At 59.9% G+C, this 12,988-nt stretch carries 11 protein-coding genes; 8 read left to right on the top strand and 3 right to left on the bottom strand.

Translation table 11 applies throughout. The annotated features are described in order from the left end of the window. Positions 1 to 13 precede the first annotated feature (13 nt). Positions 14 to 892 carry an alpha/beta hydrolase family protein gene (locus tag ACZ5FP_RS14385; RefSeq protein ID WP_464660933.1) on the top strand — a complete coding sequence of 293 codons (879 nt, stop codon included), beginning with the start codon at positions 14 to 16 and terminating at the stop codon, positions 890 to 892. Positions 893 to 1,020: 128 nt separating this feature from the next. Then, a complete protein-coding gene (locus tag ACZ5FP_RS14380) occupies positions 1,021 to 1,467 on the top strand; it encodes a hypothetical protein (RefSeq protein ID WP_105732466.1) in 447 nt (148 codons plus the stop codon). A 47-nt stretch (positions 1,468 to 1,514) separates the two neighbouring features. Here the strand turns inward: ACZ5FP_RS14380 and ACZ5FP_RS14375 are convergent, their stop codons facing one another. Both ACZ5FP_RS14375 and ACZ5FP_RS14370 read right to left on the bottom strand, forming a co-directional pair. Then, positions 1,515 to 2,426 (bottom strand): diacylglycerol/lipid kinase family protein, encoded by a 912-nt coding sequence (locus ACZ5FP_RS14375; protein WP_464660931.1) that lies wholly within the window; start codon positions 2,424 to 2,426, stop codon positions 1,515 to 1,517. Between the two features lie 69 nt (positions 2,427 to 2,495). After that, positions 2,496 to 3,785, bottom strand: a complete 1,290-nt coding sequence (locus tag ACZ5FP_RS14370; protein ID WP_464660930.1) for a glucoamylase family protein — start codon at positions 3,783 to 3,785, stop codon at positions 2,496 to 2,498. Between the two features lie 169 nt (positions 3,786 to 3,954). On the opposite strand from ACZ5FP_RS14370, the gene ACZ5FP_RS14365 reads away from it, so the two are divergent. The 6 genes from ACZ5FP_RS14365 (at position 3,955) to ACZ5FP_RS14340 (ending at position 11,949) form a co-directional block, all read left to right on the top strand. Further along, positions 3,955 to 4,650: a fumarylacetoacetate hydrolase family protein gene (locus tag ACZ5FP_RS14365; RefSeq protein ID WP_464660928.1), complete on the top strand. Its 696-nt coding sequence runs from the start codon at positions 3,955 to 3,957 to the stop codon at positions 4,648 to 4,650. A 316-nt stretch (positions 4,651 to 4,966) separates the two neighbouring features. After that, positions 4,967 to 5,449 (top strand): hypothetical protein, encoded by a 483-nt coding sequence (locus ACZ5FP_RS14360; RefSeq protein WP_464660926.1) that lies wholly within the window; start codon positions 4,967 to 4,969, stop codon positions 5,447 to 5,449. Positions 5,450 to 5,746: 297 nt separating this feature from the next. After that, positions 5,747 to 8,278 (top strand): bifunctional lysylphosphatidylglycerol flippase/synthetase MprF, encoded by a 2,532-nt coding sequence (gene mprF / locus ACZ5FP_RS14355; RefSeq protein WP_464660924.1) that lies wholly within the window; start codon positions 5,747 to 5,749, stop codon positions 8,276 to 8,278. Next, positions 8,275 to 9,669: a virulence factor family protein gene (locus ACZ5FP_RS14350; RefSeq protein ID WP_464660923.1), complete on the top strand. Its 1,395-nt coding sequence runs from the start codon at positions 8,275 to 8,277 to the stop codon at positions 9,667 to 9,669. The genes mprF and ACZ5FP_RS14350 overlap by 4 nt, the downstream gene beginning before the upstream one ends. A 147-nt stretch (positions 9,670 to 9,816) precedes the next feature. After that, complete coding sequence (locus tag ACZ5FP_RS14345; protein WP_464660921.1) at positions 9,817 to 10,701, top strand: LysR family transcriptional regulator; 885 nt, start codon at positions 9,817 to 9,819, stop codon at positions 10,699 to 10,701. Positions 10,702 to 10,785: 84 nt separating this feature from the next. Further along, positions 10,786 to 11,949 carry a TDT family transporter gene (locus ACZ5FP_RS14340; RefSeq protein ID WP_464660919.1) on the top strand — a complete coding sequence of 388 codons (1,164 nt, stop codon included), beginning with the start codon at positions 10,786 to 10,788 and terminating at the stop codon, positions 11,947 to 11,949. On the opposite strand, the gene ACZ5FP_RS14335 is transcribed toward ACZ5FP_RS14340, so the two are convergent. Beyond that, positions 11,946 to 12,965, bottom strand: coding sequence for a bile acid:sodium symporter family protein (locus ACZ5FP_RS14335; protein WP_464660918.1), 1,020 nt, complete (start codon positions 12,963 to 12,965; stop codon positions 11,946 to 11,948). The genes ACZ5FP_RS14340 and ACZ5FP_RS14335 overlap by 4 nt on opposite strands. Positions 12,966 to 12,988 lie beyond the last annotated feature (23 nt).

The raw sequence follows: 12,988 nt of genomic DNA, 5'->3' as shown, positions 1-12,988 counted from the left end.
AGAGGATTTGCATTTGTTCAGGACTATTTTTCTTGGCGCGCTGGCTGCCATCGGTCTTTCCAGCGCGACACTTGCCGCGCAGCTTGCGCCTTTCAAGGATGACTTGTTTGCCTATCCCGGCATCATGAAGACAGCCGATGGCGGCGACTATACCGTGGTCGATTACAATGAGATGCGCGATATCAATGGCCGCGACGATGTGCCGGAACTGCGGGTCAAGCGCCGGTATATCGATCTTGCCGCCAAGCGGATGCAGAAGGATCTGGTGGTGACCACCGCCAGCGGGCCGGTCAAGGTGATGGCTGCCGGGAAAATCGACCCCGGCGCATCCGTGATCACGATCTATCTGCACGGGCAGGGCGGCAACCGCCAGCAGGGCATGAATGATTTTACCTTCGGCGGTAATTTCAACCGCATCAAGAACCTGATGGTTCTCAATGGCGGGCTCTATCTCACGCCCGATTTCCGCGACTTTGGCGACAAGGGGGTGGCGCAGGTTGCCGGGCTTATTGCCTACTTCAAGTCGCAATCGCCGCAGGCAAAGCTGTTCGTTGCCTGCGGTTCCATGGGCGGCTCGCTGTGCTGGGGACTGGCGCAGGATGCGGAAGCAGCGAAAAACATTGCCGGATTGGTGATGCTGGGTTCCCTGTGGGAGGACAAGTTCATCGGTTCGCCCGCCTACAAGCGGCGCATACCGGTTTTCTTTGGTCACGGCAGCCGCGATCCGGTGTTCGCGATCGACAATCAGGAAGCGTTTTACCAGAAAATACGCAGTACCACGAAAGGTTATCCGGTGCGGTTCGTCCGTTTCGAGACAGGCAACCACGGAACGCCCATCCGCATGTCGGATTGGCGCGGCGTTCTGAACTGGATGCTTAGCGTTTCACCTTAGGGAGCGATCTGGGGATTGTGGCAATAAAGTCCCATTGTGGCGATTGTGCCACTAGACAAATGGGTAAAAGCGAATAGTTTCCGGCCTAAACAGACATCATCCTGCGACGAGACTTTGCGGAGAAAGCCATGCGCCTGCCTACCTCTATTCTAAGCCGGATTGCCCCCCTGGCAGTTCTCATTCCCCTTGCCGCATGTTCCACAACCGGCGAGCCGAGTGCAGGCCCGACATTCGCAACATTCTCTCCGGTCCGCCCGCCCGTCAGTTCGGAACTCGCAGCGCCGTGCATTGCTGCCGCAGCGAGCAAATACGTGCTTTCGGCGAGCAATATCAAGGCCGTCGATGAACGCGCTGTCGGTGGTGGCGTCAATGAAGTCTCCCTGAAAGTCGATATCCGCAATGCGCTGTGCACCGTCACCGACAAGGGCAAAGTCCGCTCCGTAGTCGACACCATGCCGAAGAGCGCCGATCAGGTTGCTGCGGAAGAGGCGGCTGCTGCCAAGAAAGCCGCTGGCGGCACGGCAGCTCCAGCCAAGAAGTCGAAGAAGAAGCAGGCGCAGCAGCAGGAAGGCTGATTGCCTCCAGGTTTCGTTCAAACGGCGTGGCGAGGGTCACGCCGTTTTCATTTGGGTGAAGGCTCTGCCGGAACCAGCACCCGCAATGCGCCCGCATGCACCTTGATGACGACGTCGCGCTCCAGCGGGACGAGCTCGCCATCTATGGTGGCTCTTTTACGGCCATGAAGATGCGGAAAGTGCAGATCGACTTCCCGGGCCAGTATCTCGTCCACGTCGTTGTTGTTGCGCCATGACCCCATCAGGACGGTGGCGGCCAATTTGGCGAGGGATGAAAGCGATATCCGGTCGGCGATGTACACACCCAGCTTCCCCTGATCGAGGCTGTCGGCAATCGGCAGCAAGCCCCGGCCATAGGGGTTGTTGGAGACGGAAATCGCCGAGACTGTCCGTTCGGTTGGTACGCCGTCGATGGTCAGCCGGACGGCAAAGCGGGGCGGGCGCCCTATCACCTTGGCAAATGCCCGCATGCTGGCCAGGCGCTTTCCCCACTGGGAACTGTATTCCAGCGTGTTGCGCAGCTTGATCATCCGCGGTTGAAAGCCGATGGCGAACTGGTGCACGAAAGCGCGCTCATTGGCGGTCGAGATATCGGCTGCGGTTATCACACCGCTGGCGAGGCTCTCGAGCGCCGCATTCAGCTCAAGCGGTATTTTCAGCGACCGGGCGAAGAGGTTCATGGTTCCGGCGGGCAGCACTGCCAGCGGAATTCCGGTCTTCCAGGCGACGGCTGCAGCGGCGGAGATGGTTCCATCGCCGCCACCGGCCATCAGCACGCCGTCCCGATCCCTCGCGGCCGCATTCTCGAGCGCCTTCACGATATCCTTGCCGGCCACGATATCGCTTTGGAAGGTATGGCCATGCTGTTCGAAGATTTCTTTCGCCTTCAGGGCGAATGCCGCAATGTCGAGGGTGCGAAAGGTGCCGCCATCGCGGTTGAAAACGGCATGAACCTGCATGAATACTCCCCGATGGCTGCCGCGATCCGGCAGAATGTGGCCGCCCGCTCCGCTTGTGGCAATGCACAATCAGCCCAATGGTTCCAAAATTTCCTGCCGGGCAGCGGCGAGATGCGGGCTGGAAAAACCGAGTTTGCGCAACCCGTCCTGAATTTCCGGGGCGCTCATGAACAGGTTCCACAACAGGCCGGTGCGATGGTTCTCGATCATGGCGACCACGGGTCCCTGATCGATACCGAGATAGGTACGGGCAAACCATCCGCTGGTCTGTGAAAACGCATCGACGAAGCCAAAGCGCCCCCACATCTTTGCCCGGGGAAGCTGGAAAAAGTGCCGCAAGGCATTCATGGCCTCCTCGGGCAGATAGGGCAGGCTGCAAAGGGCGGCCGTGGGCGCGATCAGGCCGAAATCCGAGGCCGGAGAGCTGACGACATAGCCGGTGGGGCCATGGCTCGAGGTCAGGCCCCAGCTGTCCGGGCCATAACCGCGATACCCATGCGGGTTCTCGACGCAGTGCTGGTAATTGATGCGGGCATGGTTGCAGTTCTGCTGCCAATAATCGGCATAGCGGTCGGAAAGCCCGCGCGGATCGAGGCCGCAGAACGAATAATGGGCGAAGAACAGCGGCCCGCCATAGTCGGGGCCGAGCGGCAGGGTGATAGCGTAATAATCCCGCCCGTTGATGAACTGGCTGCCGGTGGCAAAGCCCTCATGATAGATGTCGGCATCAATGCCGTGCCTGGGGGCACCTGCCGCCAGGACATAGGCGATCAGCGCTTCATTCCAGCCGCGGATCGGTACATTGCGGGCGAAATGATAGCGGGGGCTGTGATGCCAGTACAGGACCTTTTCGTCATGCTTGATGTGCGCTGTCCACTCGACGGCGTGCCAGAGATGGTTGATCCGGTCGCGCAGCGCCGTCTCGACCTGGGCTGGCGCGGCAAAATACTGCCGCACGCAGATCAGACCCTGCAGCAGGAACGCGGTTTCGACCAGATCGCCGCCGTCATCGCGCATGGAAAAGGGGATGGTGGACCCGTCGCCGCCATGGAAGAAATGCGGAAACACCCCGTGATAGCGTTTGGTCTGTTCGAGCGCCGTCAGCATTGTGGCGATCCGGCCGATAGCCGCCTGCCGCTCGATCCAGCCGCGCTCGATGGCCACCAGAATGGCCATGAAACCAAACCCGCTCGCCCCTGCGGCAACGAGATCGTTGTTCGGGTCGGCAGTTTTACCGGTGCGGTCGCGGGCCAGCCCGCTTCGGGGATGAGCACCGTCCCAGAAATACTGGAAGCACGCGTGCTGGACGCTGTCCAGCAACCCCGCGTCATCGTCGGTGACGCCTGTTCTTTGATGCACGAATCTTTGATCCATAAAGGCTGAACATTCCTGCTACAGGGCACAATGACGCTGCATTTGCCGGATTGCATTGGACGATTGTCTGACTTCTATACCATGTGTAGCGTGCCAAACAGCTTGCCAAGATCGAATCCGATCACGGTCATCAATCTCATGTGAAGGGCCCATAATGCCGAACGATCAATTTGTTTTCCAGCCCGTTTCCCAGCCGGTTTTGCAGGTGACCGGCTCGGAAAAGCTGTTCCCCGTGCACCGGATTTACTGTGTCGGGCGAAATTACGCCGATCACGCCATCGAAATGGGGCATGATCCGAACCGCGAACCGCCGTTCTTCTTCCAGAAGAATCCGGATGCGCTGGTCACCGGCAATGGCGACTTTCCCTATCCCAGCGGCTCCAGCGACGTCCATTACGAGATGGAAATGGTCATTGCACTGGGGAAGGGCGGAACCGACATCGCCGTCGACAGCGCACTCGATCACGTCTTCGGCTACGCGGTCGGCCTCGATATGACCCGGCGCGACTTGCAGGGGGAAGCCAAGAAACTGGGGCGCCCGTGGGACGTGGCCAAGGCATTCGAGGCTTCCGCACCCTGTTCCGCTATCGTTCCGGCAGCAAAAATCGGCCATCCGTCGTCCGGTGCCATCTGGCTCAAGGTGAACGGTCAGGAGCGCCAGCGTGGCGATCTCAGGCAGCTGATCTGGAATGTCCCGGAAACCATCGCCTATCTCTCGACATTGTTCACGCTCCAGGCGGGCGACCTGATCTTTTCCGGAACGCCTGCCGGTGTGGGCGCCATCGTCCGCGGCGATGAAATGCATGGCGGCGTCGATGGTATCGGCGAGATTCGGGCGCGGGTCGTCTGATCTCAAGAGCCGTTGCGCTGAATTTTGCCAGCGAAAGGAAGTGTTTTCGCCATGTCAGCAGCGAAAACGTGAAAAATAAATTTTGACGCTGATCTGCGGGGATATCTCGATCAGTTTTATGCGGGTCAGCGTCAAACCGGTCCAAAATGGACCGGCAGGCGCTCAAGTTTGACAGTTTTGTGTCTATACGCTGATGGTGTTCCGGCTAAACAAATCCGCATAACATTTTTGTTAGAAACGCGCCTGTTGTCTTTGAAATCAAATGGTCTATTGAAGATTCTGATTTCCTCGAACCAGAACTCCAGAGCACCCGTTTATGAACCACCGCATTCTCTTTGGCTCCTATCCGATCCCGCGCTTTGCCGGGATTGCGAGCCATAATTTTGTGGTGTGGACCGACGAGACGGGCAGGCCGCTTTATGAGATCAATGGCGGCGCAGCCAATGCGGACGGCAGTTTCAACTACTGCGCCATTCGCGGCCGGCTGACAGCTGTGGTAACCGACTATTCCAAGCGCGACCTGATCTACTGCCCCGAGTTCTATGTGCGCCCGACATCGCGCACCACACTGCTGCTCGAAGGAAATTATACGGCCATCGCCACAAAATGGCGTGCAGCGGTGGATGTGGCGTTGCGCATCCGCGCATCCGGTCTGGGCTATTCGTTCCTGATCCAGAACAGCAACTCGGTGGCAACGGCCATTGCCGAAGGGATGGGGCTTGCTCCGCCATCCGCAGCCGTCGGAAGAGTACGGGCTCCGGGGTCGTACCGCCATCTTGCACTGGACCAGGCGGCCTAGCGCAGCAAATCCGGCTCCCAGTAGCGCAATTCATCAGAATGCAATAACTAGCACACAATAGTGCACTCGATTTTGGCCCGGCCAAAATCGAGCGTTTCTGTTGTGGCATACTGCCGCCATTATTACATAGCTTATCACGCCTGGCCAAAGTCATGGGGATTTTGGCGCCATTGGAAAGACGACGCATTGATTTCTGACCCCGCCACGTCTCCGGTTCATAGCAACGAGAAAGCGCTGCAGAGAATTAACGCGCGCTCGCAGCTCAAATTGCCGTGGGGAAAACGGACGAAATCGGCGATGTTCGCCTTCTTCGGCGTCGGCGTGGCTGTCCTCAGCCTGCTGGTCCTGACGCATTTGTCGAGCGAGATTTCGTTCAAGGCCGTCAAGCATTCGATCCATGCGATACCGAACAGCACATTGCTGCTGGCGCTGTTCTTTACCTTTGTCAGTTTTGCCGCGGTTGCGCTCTATGATGTGGTGGCGGTGGAAACCATCGCGCCCAAACGTGTGCCCTATTATATCTCCGCCATGGCCGGCGGCGCCGGATATGCCATTTCCAACGCGCTCGGATTCTCGCTGCTGACCGGCGGCGCGCTGCGTTACCGGGTCTATGCCGCCGAAGGCATCAATGTGGCCGATATCGGCCGGATCATCGGCACGTCATGGCTGGCGATCTGGTTTGCCTTCACCATCATGATTGCCGTTGCGCTGGTGATCGACCCCACGCGCATTCCCTGGATTGTGTCGTTCGGTCCGGCGATCGACCAGATGATCGGTGCGTCCGTTCTTCTCGCGGTCGCGGTCCTGCTTTATTGGCTGTCACGCCGCGAGCGCACGCTGCGTATCGGCCGTGTTTCCGTGCGCCTGCCGTCGTCGCAGGGCGCCATGCTGCAGATCATTGCGGGATTGATCGACGTAGCCGCAGCGGCGGCAACCCTCTATGTCCTGATGCCCCACGGGGCGGTGCCCAGTATCGCCGCCTTTGCGCTGATCTATGTGGTCGCCGTGGCCCTCGGCATCATCAGCCATGCGCCGGGTGGTATCGGTGCGTTTGAAGCCACGATGATTGCCGGTCTGGGGATTGGCACTAATCCCGACGCGATTGCTGCGTTGCTGGCGTACCGGGCGATCTATACCCTCATTCCGTTCCTTGTCGCCATCATCGGCTTCGTCATCTCGGAAATACTGCGCCGCCGTCACCTTATTGCCGGGCCGACCATGCTGGCCGTGCGGGTGTTCGAAACGCTGATACCGCCGCTTTCCGCCGGTATCGCCTTTCTCGGCGGTATTGTCCTGCTGATTTCCTCGGTCACGCCGGACTTCACCCGCCGCCTGGAGGTGCTCTCCGATTTCGTGCCGATGCCGTTCCTGGAAATGTCGCATCTCGGTGCGAGCTTCGTCGGTCTGGCACTGCTCATCGTGGCGCGGGGACTGGCGCGGCGGCTCTGGCGCGCCTGGGTGATGGCCGTTGTTCTCTTCAGCCTTGGAGCGGTCTTCTCCCTGGCAAAGGGGCTCGACTGGGAAGAAGCACTGGCCCTGACCCTGATGGCAGGCGTCCTCCTGCTGTTCGGCGATTCCTTTTACCGCAAGCCGATGGGGGAAAGCTTCAAGCTGACCTGGGGCTGGCTCGCCAGTATCGGCACCACGGCATTCGCCGTGCTGTGGCTCGGCTTCTTTGCCTATCGCCATGTGGAATATGCCAACCAGCTCTGGTGGGAATTTGCCTGGGATGCGCAGGCATCCCGCTTCCTGCGCGGCAGCGTGCTGCTGCTGACCCTGCTGGCGGCGATCACCATCAACACCGTGATCAATGGTGTCGGGCGCGGTAAATTGCGTGCCCAACCCATTCCGGAAGATGTGCCGGATCTGGTGGCGCAGTCGCCGCGCGCCTCCGATGCGCTGGCGCTTCTGGGCGACAAACGGTTTTTGATGGACGGCAAGGGGCGTGGCTTTGTGATGTTCGCCCGCTCCGGTGGCAGCCTGGTGTCGATGGGCGAACCGGTCGGCGGGGATGACGGGGTCGTCGGGGGGCTTGCCTGGGCATTTCGCGACATGGCGGACCGCACCGGCGCCCGCACCGTCTTCTATGGCGTTGGACCGGAACGCCTGCCATTGTTCCTCGACATGGGCCTGACGGCACTCAAGCTGGGCGAAGTTGCGCGCGTCGAACTGCGCGATTTTTCGCTGGAGGGTTCAAAACGCCAGCCGCTTCGCTATGCGGCGAGACGGCTGGAAAAGGAAGGCATTTCCTTTGAAATCCTGCCCAAGGAGCAGACACCGGCGGTCATGGACGAATTGCGCGAGGTGTCCGATGCCTGGCTGGAAATGAAATCAGGTTCCGAAAAGCGTTTCTCGCTCGGCTCGTTCGAAGTGGCGTATCTCTCACATTTCGACATTGCGGTCCTGCGCAAGGATGGCGCGATCGTCGCCTTTGCCAATGTCTGGCGCGGCGCGGGGCAGAAGGAAATTGCGGTTGACCTGATGCGGCACCGGCCGGATGCGTCGAGCGTCATCATGGATGGCCTGTTTGCCAATCTGCTGATGGCGGCGAAGGCAGAGGGCTATGAGTGGTTCAATCTTGGTGCGGCTCCCTTGTCCGGCCTTTCCGACAGCCATCTTGCGTCCCGCTGGAACCGCATCGGTTCGTTCATCTACCGGCGCGGTGCTGAATTTTATCGATTTGACGGATTGCGCGCGTTCAAGGATAAGTTCGGTCCGAAATGGACACCCTATTATCTGATTTGCCCCCCAGGCCTTGCCACACCACGTTCCCTGATCGATGCAACCAATTTGGTGAGCGGCAGCCCCTTCGAGGTCTTTAAACGATGAAATTTCTACGCAGGCCTTATCTGTATCTTGTTGCTGCGCTTGTGATCATCAGCATCATTCTTTCCGTCACCTATCGCTATGTGCCAAGGCTTGCTTTCTGGACATCCGGACGCATTCTGGTCACGTCCGAACGCCTGAGCGAAGTCCCGCTGCTGCAGCCGAGCATGAAACCAACCGGTATTGCCATCCTCGTGTCGCAGACCGGCGGTATCCGTGCCGATGACGAGGCGCTGTCCAAGCTGCTGCTTGATCGCGGTTTCCTCGTCCTGACGGTCGATCTGGAAAGATGGCGTCAGCAACTCAATCAGGATACGGGCGAATGCACCTATTTCGTCTCCGATCTTGAGGGCCTTGCGAAGGAAGCTCAGCGCATGATTTCTCTTGATACCTATATGCATCCTGTGATGATCGGCATTGGTGAAGGCGGCGTGATGTCCTACGCCTCGGTCGCCAATTCACCGGCGGCAACCCTTGCGGGGGCTGTCGCGCTCGATCCGACCGTTGCGCTCAACACCAAGCTGCCATCCTGTGAAGGGGCGGATTTCGAGCCCGTGGCCGGACAGGGCTACAGCTATTCCTATGATGCTGACCTGCCCAATCCGGCGGTCATCGTACGGGAAAAGGCCGATCCGGCACCGTCCGGCCCGCCGACCCCCGGCTATTTCAAGGCTCAGGAGAAGCTGGCCGCAGGCAAGCCTGAGCGCATGCAGATGGCCGCCGATGCGGCGGTGGAAATTGCCAAGGAAGATGCCTCCGCCGACACCCTGCCGATCGTCGATATTCCGAGCAGCAACGGCCCGGCGAAATATCTGGCCGTGTTCTTCTCGGGCGATGGCGGCTGGCGCGATATCGACAAATCCGTCGGCGATATCATCGCCAAGGAGGGTGTGCACGTCGTCGGCGTCGATTCCCTGCGCTATTACTGGTCGGTGCGCAAGCCGGAAGACATCGCCAAGGATATCGGCCGCATCATCAAGAAAGCCGATCCGACAGGCAAGCTGCCCGTGGTCCTTCTCGGCTATTCCTTCGGGGCCAACACGGTACCTTTCGCCTGGCCGTTCATTCCCGAGCATCTGCAGCAGCGCATCGCCATGGTCGGTCTGATCGGCACGGAGGAAACCACGCCGTTCCAGGTTTCGGTCGGCGCGTGGCTCGGTCTCGGCGGCGACAACGAGGTGGCACCCGCCGTTGCCAAACTGCCGCCGGCAAAGGTGCTGTGCGTCTATGGCACGCAGGAAGATGACACCGCCTGCAATGACCCGTCGCTCAGCACGGTGCAAAAGATACAGCTGCAGGGCGACCATCATTACGATGAAAAATATGACACCCTGGCTGCCAAGCTGATGGAAGCCATTGCGTCCCGCGTGCAGGCACAGCCGCAGGCGCAGTAATAGGCGGCCGGGCTGGACGAAACAAAGGGGCCGCACGGTGTGCGGCCCCTTTGTTTCGTCTGCCGTCCGGAAATTTAGGCCCCGCGCGGCTTGGCAATATGTGTAATCTGGCAAAGCTGTTGCCGAATCCTTGCTGAGAGACTGTTTATGACGCTGGACCAGTTGCGCATCTTCATCGCGGTTGCCGAGCGCGAGCACATCACCCATGCGGCGGCGGCTCTCAACATGACGCAGTCGGCGGTGAGTGCAGCCATCACCGCGCTTGAGACCAGGCATGGCGTCACCCTGTTCGACCGGATCGGGCGTTCCATCGTTCTCAACCAGACCGGGCGTGTGTTTCTGAAGGAAGCTGTCGCGGTCGTTGCGCGGGCCAAGGCGGCGGAAACCGCATTGACCGACCTGGCCGGTCTGATGCGCGGTGAGCTCTCGATCATGGCAAGCCAGACGATTGCCGGATACTGGCTGCCGGACATGCTGGCCGCCTACAGGAAACGTTATCCCGGCATTACGCTCGATATCCGCATCGGCAACACCCGGCAGGTTGCGGCGGCTGTGGAAGCTGGCGAGGCGGAACTGGGGCTGGTGGAGGGCAGGGTCGAGCATGCGCTGCTGTCGACCAGGGTCGTGGCGACGGATGACATGGTGATCGTGGTTGCTGCCGGTCAGCCCTGGGCTGCGCACCGCACTGTCGACGCAAGGGATTTCCGCGATGTCGCCTGGGTTCTGCGCGAAAAGGGCTCCGGCACCCGCTCGGCTTTTGAACAGTTGCTTGGCGCAGTGAACATGGACGTGACCATGCTTGATGTCGCCATGGTGCTGCCGGGCAACGAGGCAGTGATCGGAGCGGTCGAGGCCGGTGCGGGGGCGACGCTGATATCGCGCAGCGTTGCCTCATCCAAGCTTCGCGCCAAGCTGTTGCGGGAAATTGCCTATCCGACCATGCCGCGGCCGTTCTATCTCCTGCATCACCGCGAGCGCTATCGCAGCAAGGCGGCGGATGCCTTTGTTTCCCTTGCGGAAGAGCGGGCATAAGCGATCATTCGATTTTATCGATTGGTTTGACAAGTTTAATGCGTTGGAATTGATGAGTTAGCGCTTGCTAAGGATGTTCTGCCAATGACGCAGAGATTCATCATGACCACGCTCGATACATCCACACGCTCCGTTCCCCGTTCGATTGCGCCCAAAAGACTGGGTATTGTCCGCCAGTTCACGCCCAACTGGTTTGCAACGACGATGGGGACGGGCATTCTTTCCATTGCCTTGGGGCAATTCCCCGACCAGCCGGCGATCTTTGCCTTGGGTGAGGCGCTGTGGCTGGGCAACATGCTGCTCTTCACTGCCTGCAGCCTGGCCTATGTCACCCGTTGGCTCCGCTATCGCCAAGAGGCAGCGCGGGTGTTCGATCATCCCGTCATGTCGATGTTCTTCGGCTGCATTCCCATGGGGCTTGCGACCATCGTCAACGGTTTCCTGGTCTTCGGTATTGCCCGGCTGGGTGAAAGTGCCGTTGCCATTGCCTATGCGCTCTGGTGGCTTGACGTGATCCTTTCCGTGGGAATCGGGCTTGCCATACCGTTCATGATGTTCACCCGGCAATCCCACGCGATGGAGCAGATGACGTCCGTCTGGCTTCTGCCGGTGGTTGCCAGCGAAGTGGCGGCGGTCAGTGGCGGCCTGCTCCTGCCGCACATTGCCGATGCTTCCACGCAGCTCTCCGTCCTTCTTGCCAGCTATGTGCTCTGGGCCCTGTCCGTGCCGCTGGCGATGTGCATTCTCGTTGTGCTGTTCCTGCGCATGGCGCTGCACAAGCTGCCAGCGCCGAACATGGCCGCATCGAGCTGGCTTGCCCTCGGACCGATCGGGACCGGCGCGCTCGGCATGTTCGTGCTTAGCACCAATGCACCCGATGTCCTCGCCACCCATGGATTGGGCGCTGTCGCCAGTGCTGTCTCCGGCGCGAGCCTGCTTGCCGGCGTGATCCTCTGGGGCTACGGCCTGTGGTGGCTGGTCATGGCCGTGATGATCACCATCCGGTATTTCCGTGACGGCATTCCATTCAACATGGGCTGGTGGGGCTATACATTCCCGCTGGGCGTTTATGCCGTGGCAACCCTGCGTCTGAGCCATATTTTACCGGTTGCCGGCATTGGCCTGTTTGCGGAAGTGCTGGTGATCGCCCTTGCCATGGTCTGGCTCGTGGTCAGTGCGCGCACGCTTCGCGGCGTCTGGCTCGGTCAGGTGTTTGCCGATCCGAGCCTGGAAACCCGCGCCGCCTAACCGGCAGCGCTGGTTGCAGCCTTTTTATCCCCGGCGGATTGGACCGCGGATGCCTGCTTCTTGCGGGCATCCGCATAGCGCTGGGCAATGACGGCACAGGCCATCAGCTGGATCTGGTGAAAGAGCATCAGCGGCAGCACGATGCTGCCGATGTTCTGTCCGGCGAAGATCACCGTGGCGATGGGCACGCCGCTGGCAAGGCTCTTCTTCGAACCGCAGAAGGTGATGGCGATCTCGTCCTCCTTGGAGAAACCCAGCCAGCGGCTGCCATACATGGTCGTGAGCAGCACAAGCGCCAGAAGCACGATGTTGACGGCAATGACCACACCGAGATCGCGCAGCGACATGGTCTTCCACAGGCCTTCATTCACCGACTCGCTGAAGGCGAGATAGACCACCATCAGAATGGAGCCGCGATCCACTGGCATCAGGATTTTCTTCTTGCTGCGGATGAAATCGCCGATCCATGGCTGCAGCACCTGTCCGAGGATGAAGGGCGCCAGCAATTGCAGCAGAATGGATTGCAGCGCATCCAGCGAGAACCCGGCGTGACCGCTGGCGGAAAACAATACGCCGGCCAGAAGCGGCGTCAGGAACATGCCGAAAATATTCGAGGCGGATGCCGAGCAGATGGCGGCCGGTACATTGCCACCGGCAATCGATGTAAAGGCGATGGAGGACTGAACCGTCGAAGGCAGCACGCACAGAAACAGGATGCCCGTATAGAAGGCAGGCGGCAGGATTGTCGGAACAAGCACACCGGCAGCCAGGCCGAAAATCGGGAACAGCACGAAGGTGGCCGCGAGAATCGTCAGATGCAGCTTCCAGTGCAGAAACCCGGCAATGACCACATCCCGCGACAGGCGCGCGCCATGCAGGAAGAACAGAAGCCCGATGGCCACTTTCGTCGCCAGACCGAAATAATCGGCGGCGACGCCGCTGACAGGGAAAAACGATGCCAGCACGACGGTCGCAACAAGCATCAGGGTGAAATTGTCAGGCAGGAAACGGGACATGGCTGTTATTCCGGTACGATAGA

It is taken from the genome of Phyllobacterium sp. T2-21 (assembly GCF_055378485.1).
This window is presented reverse-complemented; position numbering and strand designations above follow the sequence as displayed.

Excerpts from the sequence above, each read along its gene's own strand:
- ACZ5FP_RS14365 (WP_464660928.1), top strand. The coding sequence starts at position 3,955 with ATGCCGAACGATCAATTTGTTTTCCAGCCCGTTTCCCAGCCGGTTTTG.
- ACZ5FP_RS14340 (WP_464660919.1), top strand. The coding sequence starts at position 10,786 with ATGACGCAGAGATTCATCATGACCACGCTCGATACATCCACACGCTCC.
- ACZ5FP_RS14350 (WP_464660923.1), top strand. The coding sequence starts at position 8,275 with ATGAAATTTCTACGCAGGCCTTATCTGTATCTTGTTGCTGCGCTTGTG.
- ACZ5FP_RS14375 (WP_464660931.1), bottom strand. The coding sequence starts at position 2,426 with ATGCAGGTTCATGCCGTTTTCAACCGCGATGGCGGCACCTTTCGCACC.
- mprF (WP_464660924.1), top strand. The coding sequence starts at position 5,747 with ATGTTCGCCTTCTTCGGCGTCGGCGTGGCTGTCCTCAGCCTGCTGGTC.
- ACZ5FP_RS14360 (WP_464660926.1), top strand. The coding sequence starts at position 4,967 with ATGAACCACCGCATTCTCTTTGGCTCCTATCCGATCCCGCGCTTTGCC.
- ACZ5FP_RS14335 (WP_464660918.1), bottom strand. The coding sequence starts at position 12,965 with ATGTCCCGTTTCCTGCCTGACAATTTCACCCTGATGCTTGTTGCGACC.
- ACZ5FP_RS14345 (WP_464660921.1), top strand. The coding sequence starts at position 9,817 with ATGACGCTGGACCAGTTGCGCATCTTCATCGCGGTTGCCGAGCGCGAG.
- ACZ5FP_RS14380 (WP_105732466.1), top strand. The coding sequence starts at position 1,021 with ATGCGCCTGCCTACCTCTATTCTAAGCCGGATTGCCCCCCTGGCAGTT.